The sequence below is a fragment of the Bradyrhizobium sp. B120 genome (assembly GCF_049075665.1).
Classification (GTDB): domain Bacteria; phylum Pseudomonadota; class Alphaproteobacteria; order Rhizobiales; family Xanthobacteraceae; genus Bradyrhizobium.
The window spans coordinates 4,119,970-4,140,128 of record NZ_CP185242.1 but is presented as its reverse complement, the minus strand read 5'-3'; the positions used below and the strand labels follow the sequence as shown (position 1 = coordinate 4,140,128).

Here is a 20,159-nt window from a genome sequence, read left to right as displayed (position 1 = left end):
CGAGGCCGGCCTTTACATCGAAGCCTTGGCCCAGCGAGCCGCCTTGCGCACGCGAATAAACAAAAGCCGCCGGACAATATGGTCGATTCTGCGGACCTGCGGTCCTTTGTCTATAACGTCGCCGCTGTGGCCAAACTAGGGCTTCCGGGCCACGGCCCCGGCTTTTCAGGCGGCCAATTTCACTTTGCCGGTCCGGCGGTTGCCAGCCGTTTGGAGAAGAACGTGTCGATCGCCTGGACCATCGATCCGACGGCCTTGTTGCGCCAGTTCTCGGAGACCAGATGCTCGAGGTCGCCCTTGTTGGAGACATAGCCGATCTCGACCAGAACGGACGGCACGTCGGGCGCCTTCAGCACCCGGAAGCCAGCCGATTTCAGCGGATGCTTGTGCATCCGCACCGTGGACTTCATCTCGTCCATCAGCAGTCGGGCGAAACGGTTGGAGAAGGTCTTGGTCTCGCGCTGCGCCAGGTCGATCAGGATGTCGGCGACCTCGGTCGGCTCGTCGGTCAGGTTCACGCCGGCGATCGCGTCGGCCTTGTTCTCCGCTTCCGCCAGCCGCTCGGCCTCGGCGTCGGATGCCTTGTCCGACACGGTGTAGATCGTGGCGCCCTGGGCGTCGCCCTCGCGGCGCGGCAAGGCGTCGGCGTGGATCGAGACAAACAGCGCCGCGGATTGCGAGCGCGCAATCTTCACCCGGTCGTTGAGCGGGATGAAGGTGTCGTCGGACCGGGTCATGACCACGCGGTATTTGCCCGACTTCTCGATCCGGTCGCGCAAAGCGAGGCCAAAGCCCAGCACCAGGTTCTTCTCGGTCTGGTCGCCGGACTGGGTGCCGTTGTCGATGCCGCCATGCCCCGGATCGATCACGATCAGCGGGCGCGAGTCGGTGACAGCAACCGGCGGCAGCGCGGCCGTGGTGACGGCCGGAATGGTCGCCGTGGTGGCTTCGGAAATCGACGGCTTCAATTCGGGCCGGCTCTCCGGCGCGAGCGACTGCACGAAGCTGGTGCGATCGACCTGCTCGAAATCCAGCACCAGCCGCGGCGGCTGGCCGTTGGCGGCATCGAGCACATAGGAATTGGCGATCTTCACCGGGCCGGTCATGTCGAACACGATCCGGGAGCCGCCCGGCATCACGAGGCCATAGCGGAACGCCTTCACCAATCCCCGCGCCGCCGAGCCGGTGCCGGCAGCGAGCTGGAAATTGACCTGCGGGATATCGACCACGACACGGTAGGGATCGGCCAATGGGAAAGCGCGAAATTCGATCTTGCGGTCGAGATCGAGGATGAATCGGGTCTGCTTGTCGTCGCCGGCGAGCCTGGCGCCGGATGCGACCGGGAAATTCGGAGCGCTAGCGGCGGAGGCACTTGCGGCCGGCCCCGACTGGCTGTCCGGTGGGGCCTCGGCCGCGCTCGGGGCACTGGCTACGCCAAGCGCCAATGCTGCAGCGCACAACAGCCCGCATCCCAGGAAAACAAGATGTTTTGCGCGGTTCTCCACTCGATTCGGAGCCTCCCAGCTGCTTCTTACCGCATTAGAACCACACGGTTAATCGCACCCTAATGACGCGCGGGCGAAAAGAGCCGAGTGTTGCGGCCGCGTGACGCTTCCCTTGCACGCGGCGGGCAATCCACGTATGTACGGAGTGCTGACGGCTAGTACTCCCGGTTGTGTCACGTTCAGCCTCTTGGTGCAGCGGTGGAACCTTCCAAGTCGAAGATCCCGCCGTGTTTTTCCGGTCCCTCCCCAGCCAGCGCCGCGCGCGGCTGACACGGAGAGGCGGATTCAAGCCTGAGCGGCGTCCGGTCCCAGACACACTCCCTCGCCAGAGGGACGGTTTGAGACACGGCGTAACCGATTATCCGGCCCCTTGGGGCCTCGATATGCGATGGCCGGCAGGCGCTTCGGCGCCAGGCGGGGCCTTCAGCAAAAGATACGGCGGTAATTTTCGCCGCCAACATGTTTAGACGGGCCGACGCTTAATGCGCCAGACTGCATTGCCGACCAGGATCCCCCGAATGATCGCGCTGACGCGAGGTGAAAGCTTCGCCCGTCGCATCATCCCGGTGGGTTCCCGTCCGGCGCTGCGCCGCGAGACGCGTTTTGGCCTTCCCCTCACCCCCGAATCAGGTGGACCGTCGCGTCACCGGGCGGCGCAATTTGCGCCTGCCATGATCCGCGCCCGCCGCCGTCAAGAGCTCCAAAATGCCCAACAAGATGTTGATCGATGCCACCCACCCGGAAGAAACCCGGGTCGTCGTGGTCCGTGGCAATCGCGTCGAAGAGTTTGATTTCGAGACCGCCCAGCGCAAGCAACTGCGCGGCAACATTTACCTCGCCAAGGTCACGCGCGTAGAGCCGTCGCTGCAGGCTGCCTTCATCGAGTATGGCGGCAACCGGCACGGCTTCCTCGCCTTCAGCGAAATCCATCCCGACTACTACCAGATCCCGGTCGCCGACCGTCAGGCGCTGATCGAAGCCGACGAGCGCGCCCATCGCGAGGCCGAGGAAGAGCACGAGAACCGCGGCCATCGCCGCCGGTCGCGCCATCGCAATGCCCGCCGCCGCGGTCATGGCGACCGCGTCCAGAGCGAGGTGATCGAAGGTGCAGGCGACGCGCAGGCGCTGCCGGCGACCGAGGCTCACGAACATCCCGTCGATGCCGGGCATCACGAGCACGGGGTGGCCGCCTATGAGGGTCACGAGCATGAGGCGCATGATCATGCGCATCACGACGACCACGGGCATCACCACGATCATGACCATGAGCATCACCATGACCATGGTCACGACGATCATGGCCACGATGATCACGATCATGACCACCATGACCACGATCATGCGCACGATCACGACCACGCTCCGGTAACGAGCGAGGCGCCAGCCGCCGGCGACCTGTCCGACCCCGTCGTCGCAGTGGTCGAAGCCTCCATTGCGTCGGCCGCGCCGGAATTCGTCGAGACCGCCGAGGTCAATCATGAGCCCGAGCGGGCCCATGAGGAGCAGGTCGCGGAAAACGCCGCGCATGCCGACGACGCGCCGCATGTGGCTGCCGACGAAGTCCACGCCGCGGCCGATGAGCACGGCGTCGCCGAATACGCAACGCTTGCGGACGGAGCCGCGCCCGAGGCTCGGCATGGCGACGATGCCGGCGAAGACGATGACGAGGATGACGGCGAGGAAGGCGAGGAAGAGGATGTCGTCGAGTCCGTCGGCGGCGACGACGTGCTCGAGGAGGTTCCGGAGCGCGCGTTCCGCCCCCGTCGCCAGTACAAGATCCAGGAAGTGATCAAACGCCGGCAGGTGATGCTGGTGCAGGTCGTCAAGGAAGAGCGCGGCAACAAGGGCGCCGCACTGACCACCTATCTGTCGCTCGCCGGCCGTTATGCCGTGCTGATGCCCAACACCGCGCGTGGCGGCGGCATCAGCCGCAAGATCACCTCGGCCCAGGACCGCTCGCGGCTGAAGGAAGTGGTGCAGGACCTCGACGTGCCCGAGGGCATGGGGATCATCCTGCGCACCGCCGGCGCCTCCCGCAGCAAGCCGGAAATCAAGCGCGACTTCGAGTACCTGATCCGGATGTGGGAGACGGTGCGCGACCTGACGCTGAAGTCGCAGGCGCCGACCCTGGTCTACGAGGAAGGCTCGCTGATCAAGCGCTCGCTGCGCGACCTCTACAACAAGGAGATCGACGAGATTCAGGTGGCGGGCGATGCCGGCTACCGCGAAGCGCGCGACTTCATGAAGATGCTGATGCCGGCCAATGTGCGCGCGGTGAAGCAATATCGCGACGGCCAGCCGCTGTTCTCGCGCATGGGCGTCGAAAGCCAGCTCGACGCGATGTTCTCGCCGACCGTGCAGTTGCGCTCCGGCGGCTACATCGTGATCAACCAGACCGAGGCGCTGGTCTCGATCGACGTCAACTCCGGTCGCGCGACACGCGAGCACCATATCGAGGACACCGCACTCAAGACCAATCTGGAAGCCGCGGAAGAAGTCGCGCGTCAATTGCGTTTGCGCGACCTCGCGGGCCTGATCGTCATCGACTTCATCGACATGGACGAGAAGCGCAACAACCGCGCGGTCGAGCGCAAGCTGTCGGACTGCCTGCGCCAGGACCGTGCGCGGATCCAGGTCGGCCGCATTTCGCATTTCGGCCTCCTGGAGATGTCGCGCCAGCGCATCCGCGCCAGCGTGCTGGAGAGCTCGACCGAGCCCTGCCCGCAATGCGGCGGAAGCGGCCACGTCCGTTCGGTTTCGTCGGTGGCGCTGCAGCTCTTGCGCGGCATCGAGGAAATCCTGATGAAGGGCGCCACCCACAATCTTGTGGTCCGCACCCGCACCGACGTTGCGCTCTACGTGCTCAACCACAAGCGCGGCCATCTGCGCGACCTCGAGGAATCCTTCCGCGTCTCGCTGTCGGTCGTCGCCGACGCCACGGTGCACGGCCAGCAATCCTACATCATCGATCGCGGCGAGCAGGTGCATACGCTCGAAGCCGCCAAGGCGCTGCTTGCCGCGCAAGCTGCCGCTGCGCCGGCGCAGGTCGACGAGCCGGATGACGAGGAAGAACTGTTCGAATACGAGGCCGAGATCGAGACCGACGAGACCGAAGGGCTCGTCGACGACCGGGCGGCCGGCGAGGAAGCCGGCGCCGCTGACGGCGAAAGCGACGGCCAGCGCCGCAAGCGCCGCCGTCGGCGCCGCGGCCGTGGTGGCGCCAACGAGCCGCGTGACGGTGCTCAGCCGCCGCGCGAGGACGGCGATCTGATGCATGTCCTGCCCGATGGCACCGAGGTGGTTGCCGCGGGCGAAGCCGAAGGCGATGAGGACGAAGGCGACGAAGCGCAGGGCGCTGCCCGCGACGACCAGGCCGCCAACGGCGATCGCCGCCCGCGGCGCCGCGGACGCCGTGGCGGCCGCCGGCGGCGCGGCACTGGCGGACCGGATGACGGTCTCGCCGGATCGATCTCCGATGAGCTGAGCCCGGTGGCGGCACCTGAAGCCACGGACGCGGTTGCCGATTTCGATAGCCACGACGCGGAGCCGGCCCCCTCGCTCGCGCAGCCCGAGCTGTTTGCGCAGCCGGCGGAATGGCAGCCGATCGAGGCCGCGCCGGTTGAGGCGATCGCGGCAGCGCCCGAGCCCGAACCCGTTGCAGCACCTGCCGCCGAGGACACGGCCGAAAACGACCGCGCGCAGCGGCGCCGCTCGACGGTGCGCGAAAAGGTCAGCTTCGCATCGAGCTCGCAACCTGAGACAACACCGGCGCTGGCTCAGAGCCCGGCGGAGCAACCTGCCCCCGAATCCGCAGCCTCTGCCGCGCAGTCCGCACCGGACGCCGCCACGGCCGAGGCTCCGGCCCGCAAGGGCTGGTGGTCACGCCGCTTCGGCGGCGGCGGCAACTAGCGCCACCTGGAAGTCAAAACGCCCGGTTCACGCCGGGCGTTTTTATTGGACAGGCCATCCGTTCGTCAGACGCCGGCGTGACGGAGCCTGACGGAGACGGATCCCAATGCAAAGCGCGATGGTTCTTGGCGGCGGCATGGTGGGCGTCAGCACGGCGCTGCACCTGCAACGCCGCGGCTGGTCGGTGACGCTCGTCGACCGCAAGGAACCGGGCCGCGAAACCAGCTACGGCAATGCCGGCATCATTCAGAGCGAGGCGGTGCGGCCCTATCCGATGCCGCGCGATCCGGCCACGCTCGCCAGGATCGCGATGGGACGCACCAACGATGTGCGCTATCGCCTAGCCTCGCTGCCGCAGCACGCCGGTCCGCTGCTGCGTTATTGGTGGAACTCGACCCCCGAACGGCACCGCGAAGCCACCATCGCCTGGGCGCGCCTGATCGCCTACGCCACGGCGGAGCACGACACGCTGATCCGCGATGCGCATGCCGACAATCTGATCCGCCGCGCCGGCTATCGCCTGCTGCATCGCGACCCGGCGGCCCTGGAGCAGGCGATCGCCGTCGCCGAAGAGAACCAGCGTGACTTCGGCGTTCAGTTTCGCGTGCTTGACGGCAGCGAGCTCGCCAGGGCGGAGCCATTGCTGCGCGACGACCTGCCCGGCGCCATTCACTGGCTCGGGCCCTGGACCGTGTCGGACCCCGGTGGTCTGGTCTCGGCCTATGCCGGATTGTTCGAGCGTCTCGGGGGAACGCTGCTGCGCGGCGACGCGCAGACGTTGGCGGAGACCGCAACCGGCTGGTCGGTCGACACCACCGGCGGCCGGATCGATGCCGCCCATGTCGTCGTGACGCTCGGGCCGTGGTCACCGCAATTGCTGCGCAAGTTCGGCTACCGCATCCCGCTGGTGCGCAAGCGCGGCTACCATATGCACTATCAGGGCGGCCGCTCGCTCGACCTGCCGCTGGTCGACACCGCGAATGGATATGCGATGGCGCCGATGGCCAAGGGGATCCGCATCACGACCGGCGCGGAGCTGACCAGCCCCGACGCGCCGGCGACGCCGATCCAGCTTGGCTACGCCGAAGCGGCGGCACGCGAGCTGATCGAGATCGGCAGCCGCGTCGAGCCCGAGCCGTGGTTCGGCACCCGCCCCTGCACCACCGACATGCTGCCGGTGCTCGGGCCGGCGCCGCGCCATCGCGGGCTGTGGGTGAATTTCGGTCACGGCCATCAGGGCTTCACGCTCGGCCCGGCGACGGCGCGGGTGCTGGCCGAAACGATGAACGGCGAGGCATCCTCGGTGGACACCTCGCCGTATCGGATGGACCGGTTCTGACTCCGAACGCGAACCAAAGCGCGATGAGTCCTCATCGCGCCTTGGATTCTTGTTTGAGCATGATCTTCTCGGAAAACCGCTTCACACTTTTCCGGATCATGCTCTAGTCCGTCGTCAGCGCGGTCTCCATGTCGGTCGGGTCGATCTGCCGGGAAAGGTTGGCATTGAGCTTGTCGCGGTCGAGCTCGCCCTCCCACCAGGCGACGATCACGCAGGCGACGCCGTTGCCGCACAGATTGGTCAGCGCGCGGCACTCGCTCATGAACTTGTCGATGCCGAGCACGATCGCCATGCCCGGCACCAGCCGCGGGTCGACCACCGCAAGCGTCGCCGCCAGCGTGATGAAGCCCGCGCCGGTAATGCCGGAGGCGCCCTTCGAGGTCAGCATCGCCACCACCAGGATCGTGAGCTGCTGGCTGAACGAGAGGTCGTAGCCCAGCGCCTGCGCGATGAACAACGTCGCCAGCGTCATGTAGATGTTGGTGCCGTCGAGGTTGAACGAATAGCCCGTGGGCACCACGAGGCCGACCACCGACTTCGAGCAGCCGAGACGTTCGAGCTTCTCCATCAATGACGGCAGCGCGCTCTCGGAGGACGAGGTGCCGAGCACGATCAGGAGTTCATCCTTGATGTAGGCCAGGAACCTGAAGATCGAGAACCCGGCGATCCGCGCGATGATGCCGAGCACCACGAGGACGAACAGCGCGGCGGTCAGATAGAACGTCGCGATCAGCCCCATCAGATTAAGGATCGCGCCGGTGCCGAACTTGCCGATGGTGAAGGCCATCGCGCCGAACGCACCGATCGGCGCCGCCCGCATCACGATCGAGATCACGCCGAACACCGCATGCGCGGCGTCGTCGATGAACGAGCGGATGGTGTGGCCGCGCTCGCCGAGGCCCATGATCGCGAAGCCGAACAGCACCGAGAACAGCAGCACCTGCAGGATCTCGCCCTGCGCGAAGGCGCCGACGACGGTGTCCGGAATGATGTGCAGCACGAAGTCGACGCTCTTCTGCGCCTCCGCCTGCTTGGCGTAGCCGGCAACCGCCTGCGCGTTCGCCGCCGCATTGCCGAAGCCCGCGCCTGGTTTGACGATATTGCCGATCAGCAATCCGAGCACCAGCGCGAAGGTCGAGACGATCTCGAAATAGACCAGCGCCTTGACGCCGATGCGGCCGACCTTCTTGGCATCCTGGATATGGGCGATGCCGGACACCACGGTGCAGAAGATGATCGGCGCGATCACCATCTTGATCAGCTTGATGAAGCCGTCGCCGAGCGCCTTGATCCACTCGTTGGTGGCAAGCGACGGCCAGAACGCGCCAACCAGCGCGCCGAGCACGATCGCGATCAGAACCTGAACATAGAGAATCTTGTACCACGGCTTGCTACCGGCAGACGCCGGTGAAGCCGTGGCAACGGTTGCCGCTGCCATGTGTCACTCCCCCTCAGAAATGGCGGAAATAGCCAAGATCAACTTGGCCGTTCAAGTCAAATGGAACTGTGTCGGCCCTGCCGTTTATCCGCGGCGATCTGTCGCGTGCTGCTCCGCCGAAACCGGGGCCAGCGCTTGCGAAACCGATCAAACCGACAAGACCGAGGGCTCTTGAAGATTGCGGGCTATTTAAGCCAATGCGCGATCCGCGCAACTGCTTCCTGCATCTCCGCCGCGGAACGCGCATAGGAAAATCGGATGAAGGCGCGGCCGTGGATCGGATCGAAATCGACGCCCGGCGTCGCTGCGACATGCGCCTTCTCGAGCATTTCGCTGGCGAAGGCGAAACTGTCGGCGGTGAAGTCGGAGACGTCGGCGTAGAGATAGAACGCGCCGTCGGCGGGCAGGAACTTGGTCAGCCCGGCCTTGGGCAGGCCCTCGATCAGGATGCGGCGGTTCTCCTGATAGCCGCGCTTGATCGCCTCCATCTCCTCGCGACCCTCGAAGGCCGCCTCGGCGGCGATTTGCGACAAGGTCGGCACCGAGATCGACAGGTTCTGCTGCAGCCGCTCGATCGGCCGCACCAGCACGTCGGGCACCACCATCCAGCCGACGCGCCAGCCGGTCATGCAGAAGTACTTCGAGAACGAGTTGATCACGAGCGCGTTCGGCGACAGCTCCGCCGCCGTCACCGCAGGAAATGCGTAGTCGAGACCGTGATAGATCTCGTCGGAGATGAAGCGGATGCCCGCGCTGTCCGCGGCGGCCATCAGGCTCGACAGCGCCTCGCGCGACATCATCGTGCCGGTCGGATTCGCAGGGCTGCCGACCAGCACGCCCTTCAGCGGCGCCTTGCGATGGGCGGCCAGCAGCGCCTCCCCGGTCAGCGCATGGCGGGTGTCGCCGGAGGTCTCGATCAGCACGGGCTCACAGCCGAGCGCGGTCAGGATGTGCCGGTAAGGCGGATAGCCCGGCACGGTGACGGCGACCCGGTCGCCCGGCTCGAACATCGCGAGAAACGCCAGGATGAACCCGCCCGACGAGCCCGTGGTGACGATGATGCGCTCGGCATCGATCGCGCAGCCATAGGTGTCGCGGTAATGCCGGGCGATGCGCGCGCGCAGACTGGGGATGCCGAGCGCCGAGGTGTAGTCGATCCGCCCGCCGGCAAGCGCGGCCTGCGCGGCGGCGATCGCCGGCTTCGGCGCGCCTTCGGCGGGCTGCCCCACCTCCATGTGGATGACATGGCCGCCCGCGGCCTCGATTCGCGCCGCGGCGGCCATCACATCCATCACCATGAACGGCGGAACATCGCTCCGGCCGGATGCTGTCACAAGGCTGCTCACACGGTCTCTCGCTGTCGCTTCACGCATGGATTTCTGCTACTGCACGGCCGCTGCCGAATTCGGGTTCCGATACCGGCGACCGCCCCAGACTGGCCGCATTCGGTGGCTCCTTATAACGCTTTCAGGCCAAGTGCATACCCGGTTCGCGTGAAGAAGAACTGCAAAAACAACAGACTGTGCAACGCGCCTGCCCCGGTCGGGTCGGGAACCGGACCTTGCCGCCGCGCGGCCAGACATCGCCGATAGATCGCCCATGCCGTTCCGCCTCGCTCTTCGCGCCAAGACCCCCAAGCCGACGGCGTTCAAGCTCACCGCATTGCTGACCGCGATTGCGCTCGCCGTTGGTCCCGTCGTCCCTGCGCGAGCCCAGCAGAAGGGCCCGCCGGTGCTGCGCGACACCGAGTCCGAGCAGCTGCTGCGCGAGTATACCAGGCCGATCCTGCGCGCCGCTGGTCTGGAGAAGCAGAACATCCAGATCGTGATCATCAACGAAGGCTCGTTCAACGCCTTCGTCGCCGACGGCCGCCGCATCTTCGTCAATTACGGCGCGCTGCTGCAATCGGAGACGCCGAACCAGATCATCGGCGTGCTGGCGCACGAGACCGGCCATCTGGCCGGCGGTCATCTTGCCAAGATGCGCGAGCAGCTGGCGCAGGCGCAGACCCAGATGATCATCGCGATGCTGCTCGGCGTCGGTGCGCTGGCCGCAGGCGCTGCGGGCGGCGGCGTTGGAAACGGCCTCTCCAGCGCCGGTGCCGCCGCGATCTCGGCGCCGCAGTCGGTCATTCAGCGCACGCTGCTCTCCTACCAGCGCCAACAGGAGGAAAACGCCGACCGCGCCGGCGTCAAGTTCCTGAACGCGACCGGCCAGTCCGCCAAGGGCATGTACGAGACGTTCAAGCGCTTCACCGACGAGAGCCTGTTCGCCGCGCGCGGCGCCGACCCCTATCTGCAATCGCATCCGATGCCGGTCGACCGCGTCTCCGCGCTGCAGGACCTGGCGCGCTCGAGCCCCTATTGGGACAAGAAGGACGATCCGGCGCTGCAGATGCGTCACGACATGATGCGCGCCAAGATCTCGGGCTTCATGGAACGGCAGGACACGGTCTACCGCCGCTATCCGCTGTCCAACACCAGCCTCCCGGCGCGCTATGCGCGCGCGATCACCACCTATCTGCACGGCGATCTGCGTTCGGCGATCGCCCAGATCGACGGCTTGATCCAGGTCCAGCCCAACAATCCCTATTTCTACGAATTACGCGGCCAGGCGCTGCTCGAAGGCGGCCGGCCGGCGGAGGCCATCGCGCCGTTGCGCCGCGCGGTGCAGCTCTCCGGCAGCTCGCCGCTGATCGAGATGCTGCTCGGCCAGGCGCTGGTCGCCTCCGACAACAAGGCCTACACCGACGATGCGATCAGCATGCTGCGCAACGCCGTGGCGCGCGAGCCGGAGGCGCCGCTCGGCTATACCCAGCTCGCGATGGCCTATGGCCGCAAGGGCGACTATGCCCAGGCCGACCTTGCCTCGGCGCAGGCCGCCTATCTGCGGGGCGACAACAAGACCGCCCGCGAACTGGCATCGCGCGCCAAGACGCGGTTCGCGATCGGCACACCCGGCTGGGTCAAAGCTGACGACATTGTGAGCGCCAAGCCGATGCCGGGTCAGAAAAACAACTAGAAATAAACCGTAGTTCCATACAACGATCACCGAAACCGGCCCGCGGCCCTGCCGTATTTCGGGCCACCTCGAACAAGGATTTTGCCATGCCAGCGCTTCGTTTTCTCGCCCCTGCCCTGCTCGCGCTCGGCATTTGCGCCGCGCCGCTGACTGCGTCCGCGCAGAGCTTCAACGACACCCAGCGCGGCGACATCGAGACCATCGTGCGCAACTACCTGATCGCGCATCCCGAGGTGCTCGAGGAGGCGATGAACGAGCTCAGCAAGCGGCAGGCTGCCGCCGAAGCCGAGAAGCATGAGCAGAGCGTCACCAAGAACGCCGACACGATCTTCAACTCGCCGCGCGGCGTCATGCTCGGCAACAAGGACGGCGACGTCACCTTCGTCGAGTTCTTCGATTACAATTGCGGCTACTGCAAGCGCGCGATGTCTGACATGCTCGACCTGATGAAGTCGGATCCGAAGCTCAAGGTCGTGCTGAAGGAATTCCCGGTGCTGAGCCAGGGCTCGGTCGAGGCCGCGCAGGTCGCGGTCGCCGTGCGGATGCAGGATCCGACCGGCAAGAAGTATCTCGAGTTTCACCAGAAGCTCTTGGGCGGCCGCGGCGCCGCCGACAAGGCGCGCGCGCTGGCGGTCGCCAAGGAGGTCGGTCTCGACATGACCAAGCTCGAGAAGGACATGGCAAGCCCCGAGGTCAAGGCGACCATCGAGGAGAACTTCCGCCTCGCTGAATCCATGGGCATGAACGGCACGCCGAGCTACGTGATCGGCAAGCAGGTCGTGATCGGAGCGGTCGGCGTCGAGGGTCTCAAGGAGAAGATCGGCCTTGCCCGCTGCGGCAAGGCGACCTGCTGATCGTCGCTTCGACAGCGCTCATCCATCCAGAAAAATCCGGCTGCCGGGCAGCCGGATTTTTTTGTTTGCGGCACCGAACCGCTTCCGCGCTGGCTGCAACCAAGGGGCATCACCAACAACGGAAGCCGCGCGCCATGCCCCTGGCCCTGCCAACCCTTGCTCCACCAACCCTTGGCTACGATCTCACGCTGCTGAAGACCGCGCCACAGCGTGGCACCGACCATGATCACGGCTGGTGCTACGGCCTGCCATCGGGCATTCGCACCGAGCAATGGCCGCTCAGTCCCCATGACGGCTTTCCGATGCAGCACTGCTTCACGCTGCACGTCCCGGCGCAGTATCGCGCCAAGGGTGACGCCTATGTCGCGCTCGCCATGTTCGCCGATCAGCAATATGACGAACCCGACGAGATCGACGCGGTCGCGCAATATCTCGCGGCAGAGACCATCGCGCGTCCATCCGATCCCAATCTGCTGCCCTACTTCGCCTATCGGCAGAACCGTCATCCGATGGAGTTTCGGATGAAGGACATCATCGACCACAATTTTGTGGCGATCTGGCTCACGGAGACCGAGTTCGCAGGGCCGCTCTGCCGGCCGCCGGAGCTCGCCGGCAATCCGTTGCTGGAAGCCAGTTCGCCGCCGCGCTGGCTCGTGAAGGGCGCGGCGCGCACGGCGTTCGACGTCAACGTCGGCCGCACCCGCAACGACGCGCTGGAGAAGACATACTGGTACCGCCTGTTCGGCGGCATCCCCGAGGCCGGGCACCACGCCTACGGCATCGGCCTTGCGCTGCGCGACGACGATCCCAATGTCGGCAAGCCGCCGCGCGATCATCTGCTGCACAAGGGCGAGCTGGGCGACTATATCGCGCCTTACGGCGAGCAAGGCAATGCACGCGGTCTCGAGCGGTTACACGGCCGCAACCATCTCGGCGGCACGATGTTTCCGAACCAGTGGACGCCGAAATACAGCGCGACCTATCTCGAGATCGAAGAGCATTTCGGCGGATTCAATTTCGGCGGCGGCAACGGCCAGCTCGATCTTGCAAGCATGGAGTTCGACTGGGCCTGCGGTTGAAACGCAAATCGTTCATCGCGCATTCACACAAGAAACAAACTGCGGGGAACCGCTAATCAATAGGAACATCGCACATCCTCTCCCGTTGTCGGCGCGGGCAATGCTGAATAACGAGGAGAATAAGATGTCTAACCGCTTTCTGATTTCGGTCGCTGCGGCGGCTTTGATTGCCGGTACCGGATTTGCGAATGCACAGGGCGCCGGCGGCGCCAACAAGGAATCCGGGGCCGGCGGTGGCGCGACCGTGCAGCACTCTGCACCGTCCGGTGGCGCATCGTCGGGCACCATGCAGCGCGATACGGGCGGCATGAAGGATGACTCGCCAGGCATGAAGGGCGCCGAGTCCGAAAAGTCCGGCCCCGCCACCAAGGGTGCACAGGAGAACACGCAGAAGTCGAAGAGCATGAGCTCGGAGAACGATGCGACCAAGGGCGCCAAGGAAGGTTCGAAGGAAGGCCCGAAGGACATGAAGGCCGAAGGCCGCGACAAGAGCGGCAACATGAAGGCCGAGGAGCATGACAAGAGCGGCAAGATGAACAACGCCGCCGAGAGCCGCGAGAAGAGCGGCGCCACCACCAACCAGAACGCTCAGACCAAGAGCCCGACCGACACCAACCGCGCCCAGACCAACGACACCAGCCGCACCCAGACCACGACCGGCAACGCGGCGACGTCGGCCACCGCGGCGCCGCCGGCCGAGAAGCGCACCCAGATCTCGACGGCGATCAAGTCGGAGCACGTCACCGAAGTCACCAATGTGAACTTCAACGTGGCCGTCGGCACCCGCGTCCCGACTGACGTGCACTTCTACCCGGTGCCGGAGCGCGTGGTGACGATCTACCCGCAGTGGCGCGGTTACGAGTTCATCCTGGTCCACGGCCGCTACATCATCGTGCAGCCGGAGACCCACGAGATCGTCTACATCATCGAGGGCTGACCTCGGCCTCGGCGCGAGGGTGCCTTGATGGGCCCTCGCCTCGATCTCAACCCCGCCCCCTCAGGGGCGGGGTTTTGCATGCGGTTGCACCCCGCAGTCGCCAGTGGATGGCTGGCCGGAGCACATCCCCGGCGCGCCTTCCGCCAGATTTGGTTAATCAGCAATTTCCGTAGGTTACGGCAGCTATCTAACAGGGCGGAGGAAGCTGTTGAAGAGGTTCCGATTTCACCTAAAGACTTCCCCTGCGGCCGGTTGTTACCTATAACCCGGCGCACTTTCCCCTTCGGAACCCCTGAAAATGGCTGCTGCCGGAACGATCTATGTGCTGAACGGCCCGAACCTCAACCTGTTGGGGACGCGCGAGCCGGAGACGTACGGCCATGCCACCCTCGCCGACGTCGAGAAGCTGTGCGCGGACACCGCGCGGCAGTTCGGGTTGACCGCCGATTGCCGGCAGTCCAACCGCGAGGGCGAATTGATCGACTTCATCCATGAGGCCCACGCCAAGAAGGCGGTCGGCATCATCATCAACGCTGGCGGCTACTCCCATACCTCGATCGCGCTGCATGACGCGCTGGTCGCGGTCAAGATCCCCGCCGTCGAAGTCCATGTCAGCAACATCCACGCCCGCGAGAGCTTCCGGGACCACTCGTTCACTGCTAAAGCCGCCTTCGCGTCACTTTGCGGCTTCGGCATCGACGGCTACCGGCTTGCGATCATCGGCCTCGCCACCAGGATCGGTGCGAAGGCAAAGACTTAATCGTCAATCCTGACGTTCCCCGTCACCAGACAGAGATTTCGGATCAAACAACATGGCGCGACAGCCAGACGACAAATCAGCCGCAAAGTCCAAGAACGACTCCAAGAACGACGACAGCGTCCTCATCCGCGAGCTCGCGCTGCTGCTTGCCGAGACCAACCTCACCGAGATCGAGATCGAGCGCGCCGGCCTGCGCGTCCGGGTCGCGCGCAATATCAGCATCGCCGCCTCCGTGCCGTCAGCCGTGCATTCGGTTGCCGCCCCGGTGGCCGTTCCGGCTGCCGCCGTTGCTGCCGCCACCGACATGGCAAAACACCCGGGCGTCGTGCCCTCGCCGATGGTCGGCACCGCCTATTGGTCGCCGGAACCTGGCGCCAAGCCGTTCATTGAAGTCGGCAGCAAGGTCACGGCCGGCCAGACCCTTCTGATCATCGAGGCGATGAAGACGATGAACCAGATCCCGTCGCCGCGCGCGGGCACGGTGACCCAGATCCTCGTCGAGGACGGCCAGCCGGTCGAATTCGGCGAGCCGCTCGTCATCATTGAATAGCTTCCGTCAACGTCAGGCGCTGCGATGTTCGACAAGATCCTCATAGCCAATCGCGGCGAGATCGCGCTTCGCGTGCTCCGGGCCTGCAAGGAGCTCGGCATCTCCACCGTCGCGGTGCATTCCACCGCCGACGCCGACGCCATGCATGTGCGGCTCGCCGACGAGAGCGTGTGCATCGGGCCGCCGCCGTCGAAGGATTCCTATCTCAACATCCCGGCGCTGCTGGCCGCCTGCGAGATCACCGGCGCCGACGCCGTGCATCCCGGCTACGGCTTCCTGTCCGAGAATGCGCGCTTCGCCGAGATCCTCGCCGACCACAATCTGGGTTTTATCGGGCCGAAGGCCGAGCACATCCGCCTGATGGGCGACAAGATCGAGGCCAAGAAGACCGCCAAGCGCCTCGGCATCCCCGTGGTGCCCGGCTCGGACGGCGCAGTGACGCCGGACGACGATGCCATGGCGATCGCCAGGGAGATCGGCTTCCCGGTGCTGGTGAAGGCGGCGGCCGGCGGCGGCGGCCGCGGCATGAAGGTCGCGCACACCGAGGCCGACCTCGCGCTGGCGCTGACGACCGCGGCCAACGAAGCCAAGTCGGCGTTCGGCGACGCCTCGGTCTATCTGGAAAAATACCTGCAGAAGCCGCGCCACATCGAGATCCAGATTCTCGGCGACGGCCGCGGCGGCGCCATCCATCTCGGTGAGCGTGACTGCTCGCTGCAGCGCCGTCACCAGAAGGTCTGGGAGGAAGGCCCCTCGCCCGTGCTTGGCGCAGCGGCGCGCGCCAGAATCGGCGAGACCTGCGCCAAGGCGATGCGGGACATGAAGTATCTCGGCGTCGGCACCATCGAATTCCTCTACGAGGACGGCGAGTTCTATTTCATCGAAATGAACACGCGCATCCAGGTCGAGCATCCCGTCACCGAAAGCATCACGGATATCGATCTGGTGCTCGAGCAGATCCGGATCGCCGCCGGCGGCGAGCTTCCGGCCAAGCAAAGCGACATCGCGATCATCGGCCACGCCATCGAGTGCCGCATCAATGCGGAGAACCCGCAGACCTTCCGTCCCTCGCCCGGACGGATCACGCAATTCCATGCGCCCGGCGGTCTCGGCGTCCGGATCGATTCCGCCGTCTATCAGGGCTACGTGATTCCGCCCTATTACGACTCGCTGGTCGGCAAGCTGATCGTGCACGGCAAGACCCGCGGCGAATGCCTGATGCGGCTGCGCCGGGCGCTGGACGAGATGGTGGTCGACGGCATCGAGACGACGCTGCCGCTGTTCCGCGCACTGGTGCGCGAGCCCGACATCATCGAGGGCGACTATCACATCCATTGGCTGGAGCAGTACCTCGCCGGCCAGCCATCCGACGCCCCGAAATAGTTTGGAACTTTGTGGAACCCAGCGCCCCGCTCAAACGTACTAAAGGGTTGTTGGCTTTCCACGGGGACGCATTGAATCCCACTCTCGCGAAGAGACCGTCGTGACACCAGTTTCACGACGCCGGTCCACGTTACAGATCCTGCTGCTCTCGGCGGGATTTTTCGTGCTGGTCGCGGTCAGCGTGGCATCCGTCCTGCTGGTCAACAAGGCGCGCGAGGACAACGCCTTGGTCGTCCACACGGTCGAGGTGGAGGGCCAGGTTGCCAGCCTGCTGCTTGACGTCAGGCGCGCCGAAAGCGCGACCAGGGCGTATCTGCTGACGTTAGCACCACAGTACCTGTCCGAGTACCAGTCGGCCGCGGCGGCGCTCCCGGCCGCGCTCGGCCATCTCCAGATGATGACCGTCGATAATCCGGCGCAGGTCGCCAATGCCGCGAAGCTCAAGGTCGCCGTCGAGCAGCGGCTGGCCGAGTTCGCCCTCAGCATCGAGCGCGCCAACAACAACGATGCCGCGACCAGCGTCGACATCCTGCGCAAGGGCACGTCGCCGGATGCATTGGAGGCGATCGCTCAGATCGGCCGCGACATGCGCACCGAGGAGGATCGGCTGCTGGCGGCGCGCACCGCGACCGCGGACAGGACCCAGGTGCTCGCCTCCTCGGTCACCATCGCCGGCTCCTGCATGGTGCTGGCGCTCGCCGCCCTCTCGCTCGTGCTGCTGCGGCAATCCTCGCGGGCGCGCGACGAGGCCGAGGCCAGGCTGCGCGACAACTACGTCAATCTCGAAACCATCGTCGACGAGCGGACCGCCGACCTGCGCGAGGCCAACGAGGAAATCCAGCGCTTCGCCTACATCGTCAGCCACGACCTGCGCTCGCCGCTGGTCAACATCATGGGCTTCACCAGCGAGCTGGAGGAATTGCGCGGCGACATCTTCAAGCGCATCGCCACGCTCAATCGCACCGCATCGCTGGCGCCGGCGATGGAAGACGCGACCGACGTGGCCGAGCCCGAGCTCGAAGGCTCCGACAAGCAGCTATCCGACGATTTCAACGAATCGCTCGGCTTCATCAAATCGTCGATCGCCAAGATGGACCGCCTGATCAGCGCGATCCTCAATCTCACCCGCGAGGGCCGCCGCGAGTTCAAGCCGGAGCGGATCGATCTCCGCGAGCTGATCGACGGCATCGTCAAGACGGTCGCGCATCAGGCGGCCGAGGCCAATGCGACCGTCGAGGTCGGCGCTTTGCCGAATCTCGTCAGCGACCGCCTCGCGCTGGAGCAAATCTTCTCCAACCTGATCGACAATGCGCTCAAGTACCTCAAGGACGGCGTCCCCGGCGAAATCTCGATCGAGGGCCGCACCAAGCTGGGCTTTGCGATCTTCGAGGTCGCGGACAATGGCCGCGGCATCGATCCGAAGGACCACCAGCGCATCTTCGATCTGTTCCGCCGTGCCGGAACCCAGGACAAGCCCGGTCAGGGCATCGGGCTTGCCCATGTCCGCGCACTTGTGCGCAGACTGGGCGGCACCATGTCGGTAGCATCGGAACTTCACAACGGCAGCACGTTCACGATCACGCTGCCTATCAAATGGTCAGGCAAGAACTCAGGCAAGAACCGGGATAAGGAATCATGAGCGATCCAGTCACCATCATCATGATCGAGGACGACGAGGGCCATGCCCGCCTGATTGAGCGGAATATCCGGCGCTCAGGTGTCAACAATGAGATCATCCCGTTCACCAACGGTACAGAGGCCGTGAGCTACCTGTTCGGCAAGGATGGCAGCGCGGTCGAGCGCAAGGGCCAGGCCCTGCTCATCCTGCTTGATCTCAATCTGCCCGACATGACCGGCATCGATATTCTGAAGCGGGTCAAGGAGAACAAGCATCTCAAGGCGACGCCGGTGGTCGTGCTGACCACCACCGACGACTCCCAGGAGATCAAGCGTTGCTACGAACTCGGTTGCAATGTCTACATCACCAAGCCGGTGAACTACGAAAGCTTTGCCAACGCCATTCGCCAGCTTGGCCTGTTCTTTTCCGTGATTCAGGTGCCGCCAGCTTCCCTATGACCAGCGCAACGCCGACACTGCTCTATATCGACGACGACGCGGCGCTGGCGCGCCTGGTCGAGCGCGGGCTGACGCGCGCGGGCTACAAGGTGGTGCACGCCGCAAGCGGCCAGGAAGGCCTCGAGCGGCTCGCCCAGGGCGGCATCGACGTCGTCGCGCTCGACCAGTACATGCCCGGCCTCGACGGGCTGGAGACGCTGGAGCAGATGCTCAAGATTGCGGACGCACCGCCGGTGGTGTTCGTCACCGCCTCGCAGGATTCGGCGATTGCCGTCACCGCGCTGAAGGCCGGCGCGGCGGACTATCTGGTCAAGGACGTCAGGGGCGAATTCATCCCCCTGCTCCAGGTCGCGGTGAACGGCGCGGTCCGGCGCGCCGCGATCCAGAAGGCGCGCGACGAGGCCGAGGCCGAGGTGCACGCCTCGCGCGACCGCTACGCCGCGCTCGCCGCCGAGCGCGAGGTTCTGCTGCGCGAGGTCAACCATCGCGTCGGCAATTCGTTGCAGATCATTGCCTCGCTGCTGCATCTGCAGGCCAATTCCTCGACCCAGCAGGATGTCAAGGCGGCGCTGACCAATGCGATGGGCCGTGTCGCCGCCGTCGCGCAGGTGCATCGTCGCCTCTACACCTCGCACGACTTCAAGACGGTGATGCTCAACCAGTATCTGGAGGCGCTGCTCGAGGATCTCAGGCGATCGGCCGAAGGCAACAAGATGTCGCGGCTGACGCTGAAAGCCGACCCGGTCGAGATCGATCCCGACCGCGCGGTCGCGATCGGCATCATCGTCAACGAGCTGGTGATGAACGCCGTGAAATACGCCTATCCCGACGGCGCCGGCCCGATCCATGTCGAGCTGAAGCCGCACGCGGACGATTTGCAGCTTGCGATCAGCGACGAAGGCGTGGGTTTCTCCGACAAGGCTGATCCACGCGGCACCGGCATGGGCCAGCGCATCGTCGCGGCGATGGCCGTCAAGCTCGACGCCAGCGTCGAGCGCGACCCCGGCCACAAGGGCACCCGCTTCGTGGTGCGGTTTGCCCGCGTCACGCCGGCAGCGGCGAAATCGACAAGCGTCGCTGCCAGTTAGAGCGTGGAATCATTCGGTTTGACGGCGGTCCATTCGTGGTCGCTGAGTTCGCAGCGCAGGATTCGAGGCTCCTGTTTTGGAGCGTGAATCACGTCTCCGGCGGCGCCACCACAACCCGCAATGGCCGGTTGCGGTCCTGCTAATGCTCTGAACTTACTTCCGCTTCCGGCGGCATAACGGACACTGCCGGACCGGCTGCTGGCCCGATCCTGTCGCGATC

The 20,159-nt window shown here is 65.4% G+C and carries 15 protein-coding genes; 12 read left to right on the top strand and 3 right to left on the bottom strand.

The window, feature by feature from the left end:
* Positions 1–179: 179 nt before the first annotated feature.
* Complete coding sequence (locus ACOIX3_RS18800) at positions 180–1,505, bottom strand: N-acetylmuramoyl-L-alanine amidase (protein ID WP_420971321.1); 1,326 nt, start codon at positions 1,503–1,505, stop codon at positions 180–182.
* Positions 1,506–2,210: 705 nt separating this feature from the next.
* On the opposite strand from ACOIX3_RS18800, the gene ACOIX3_RS18795 reads away from it, so the two are divergent.
* The gene (locus tag ACOIX3_RS18795) at positions 2,211–5,414 is read left to right on the top strand and encodes an Rne/Rng family ribonuclease (protein ID WP_420971320.1); all 3,204 of its coding nucleotides are present in this window, start codon (positions 2,211–2,213) and stop codon (positions 5,412–5,414) included.
* Positions 5,415–5,520: 106 nt separating this feature from the next.
* Positions 5,521–6,753: an NAD(P)/FAD-dependent oxidoreductase gene (locus tag ACOIX3_RS18790; RefSeq protein ID WP_420971319.1), complete on the top strand. Its 1,233-nt coding sequence runs from the start codon at positions 5,521–5,523 to the stop codon at positions 6,751–6,753.
* A gap of 103 nt (positions 6,754–6,856) precedes the next feature.
* On the opposite strand, the gene ACOIX3_RS18785 is transcribed toward ACOIX3_RS18790, so the two are convergent.
* Together ACOIX3_RS18785 and ACOIX3_RS18780 are read right to left on the bottom strand one after the other, a co-directional pair.
* Positions 6,857–8,191 carry a dicarboxylate/amino acid:cation symporter gene (locus ACOIX3_RS18785; protein WP_420971318.1) on the bottom strand — a complete coding sequence of 445 codons (1,335 nt, stop codon included), beginning with the start codon at positions 8,189–8,191 and terminating at the stop codon, positions 6,857–6,859.
* A 185-nt stretch (positions 8,192–8,376) separates the two neighbouring features.
* Positions 8,377–9,564, bottom strand: a complete 1,188-nt coding sequence (locus ACOIX3_RS18780) for a pyridoxal phosphate-dependent aminotransferase (protein ID WP_420971317.1) — start codon at positions 9,562–9,564, stop codon at positions 8,377–8,379.
* A gap of 226 nt (positions 9,565–9,790) precedes the next feature.
* Between ACOIX3_RS18780 and ACOIX3_RS18775 the strand changes: the two genes are divergently transcribed.
* The 10 genes from ACOIX3_RS18775 (at position 9,791) to ACOIX3_RS18730 (ending at position 19,939) form a co-directional block, all read left to right on the top strand.
* On the top strand, positions 9,791–11,212 hold the full coding sequence (locus ACOIX3_RS18775; RefSeq protein ID WP_420971316.1) for a M48 family metalloprotease: 1,422 nt from the start codon (positions 9,791–9,793) through the stop codon (positions 11,210–11,212).
* 86 nt (positions 11,213–11,298) lie between these two features.
* The gene (locus ACOIX3_RS18770; RefSeq protein ID WP_420971315.1) at positions 11,299–12,066 is read left to right on the top strand and encodes a DsbA family protein; all 768 of its coding nucleotides are present in this window, start codon (positions 11,299–11,301) and stop codon (positions 12,064–12,066) included.
* 134 nt (positions 12,067–12,200) lie between these two features.
* Positions 12,201–13,145 carry a hypothetical protein gene (locus ACOIX3_RS18765; RefSeq protein WP_420971314.1) on the top strand — a complete coding sequence of 315 codons (945 nt, stop codon included), beginning with the start codon at positions 12,201–12,203 and terminating at the stop codon, positions 13,143–13,145.
* A gap of 124 nt (positions 13,146–13,269) precedes the next feature.
* Complete coding sequence (locus ACOIX3_RS18760) at positions 13,270–14,082, top strand: DUF1236 domain-containing protein (RefSeq protein ID WP_420971313.1); 813 nt, start codon at positions 13,270–13,272, stop codon at positions 14,080–14,082.
* Positions 14,083–14,380: 298 nt separating this feature from the next.
* Positions 14,381–14,842: a type II 3-dehydroquinate dehydratase gene (gene aroQ, locus ACOIX3_RS18755; RefSeq protein ID WP_342711091.1), complete on the top strand. Its 462-nt coding sequence runs from the start codon at positions 14,381–14,383 to the stop codon at positions 14,840–14,842.
* Between the two features lie 52 nt (positions 14,843–14,894).
* Positions 14,895–15,392 (top strand): acetyl-CoA carboxylase biotin carboxyl carrier protein, encoded by a 498-nt coding sequence (accB, locus tag ACOIX3_RS18750; RefSeq protein WP_420971312.1) that lies wholly within the window; start codon positions 14,895–14,897, stop codon positions 15,390–15,392.
* A gap of 24 nt (positions 15,393–15,416) precedes the next feature.
* A complete protein-coding gene (accC, locus tag ACOIX3_RS18745) occupies positions 15,417–16,775 on the top strand; it encodes an acetyl-CoA carboxylase biotin carboxylase subunit (RefSeq protein ID WP_420971311.1) in 1,359 nt (452 codons plus the stop codon).
* Positions 16,776–16,875: 100 nt separating this feature from the next.
* Positions 16,876–18,414: a sensor histidine kinase gene (locus ACOIX3_RS18740; RefSeq protein WP_420971310.1), complete on the top strand. Its 1,539-nt coding sequence runs from the start codon at positions 16,876–16,878 to the stop codon at positions 18,412–18,414.
* Positions 18,411–18,851, top strand: coding sequence for a response regulator (locus ACOIX3_RS18735; RefSeq protein WP_420971309.1), 441 nt, complete (start codon positions 18,411–18,413; stop codon positions 18,849–18,851). Before ACOIX3_RS18740 ends, ACOIX3_RS18735 begins: the two co-directional genes overlap by 4 nt.
* Positions 18,848–19,939 carry a sensor histidine kinase gene (locus ACOIX3_RS18730; protein WP_420971308.1) on the top strand — a complete coding sequence of 364 codons (1,092 nt, stop codon included), beginning with the start codon at positions 18,848–18,850 and terminating at the stop codon, positions 19,937–19,939. The genes ACOIX3_RS18735 and ACOIX3_RS18730 overlap by 4 nt, the downstream gene beginning before the upstream one ends.
* Positions 19,940–20,159 lie beyond the last annotated feature (220 nt).